Consider the following 851-nt stretch of genomic DNA (forward strand, 5'->3'; position numbering starts at 1 on the left):
GTAGTCCCAGGCAGAGTTGAACTGCCGACCTCTACATTATCAGTGTAGCGCTCTAACCAACTGAGCTATAGGACTAGTTCAACCTTGTCTACCTGATGTTAGACTCGGCTTCTTTATTTCTCTTGTTTATCTCTATCTATACTTCTATAGATGGTTGATCTATATATTATAAATAAACAAGTACCAGTAGTACAATAATAGAACCTATGAAATCGTTGTTACGACATCGCTCCAGAAAGGAGGTGTTCCAGCCGCACCTTCCGGTACGGCTACCTTGTTACGACTTAGCCCCAATTACCAGTTTTACCCTAGGACGCTCCTTGCGGTTACGTACTTCAGGTACCCCCGGCTTTCATGGCTTGACGGGCGGTGTGTACAAGGCCCGGGAACGTATTCACCGCGCCATGGCTGATGCGCGATTACTAGCGAATCCAGCTTCACGAAGTCGGGTTGCAGACTTCGATCCGAACTGAGAGAGGCTTTTGGGATTAGCATCCTGTCACCAGGTAGCTGCCTTCTGTACCCCCCATTGTAACACGTGTGTAGCCCCGGACGTAAGGGCCGTGCTGATTTGACGTCATCCCCACCTTCCTCACATCTTACGACGGCAGTCTCTCTAGAGTCCTCAGCATGACCTGTTAGTAACTAAAGATAAGGGTTGCGCTCGTTATGGCACTTAAGCCGACACCTCACGGCACGAGCTGACGACAACCATGCAGCACCTTCACATTTGCCTTACGGCTATACTGTTTCCAATATATTCAAATGCAATTTAAGCCCGGGTAAGGTTCCTCGCGTATCATCGAATTAAACCACATGTTCCTCCGCTTGTGCGGGCCCCCGTCAATTCC

General features: G+C 49.0%; 1 tRNA gene and 1 rRNA gene. Both read right to left on the reverse strand.

Going from position 1 to position 851, the window contains the following annotated elements:
• Position 1: 1 nt before the first annotated feature.
• Positions 2-75, reverse strand: a tRNA-Ile gene (locus WS42_RS14900).
• Between the two features lie 160 nt (positions 76-235).
• Positions 236-851, reverse strand: a 16S ribosomal RNA gene (locus WS42_RS14905); the annotation flags it as partial.

It is taken from the genome of Odoribacter sp. N54.MGS-14, from assembly GCF_000980295.1.
GTDB classification, from domain to species: Bacteria; Bacteroidota; Bacteroidia; order Bacteroidales; family Marinifilaceae; genus Odoribacter; species Odoribacter splanchnicus.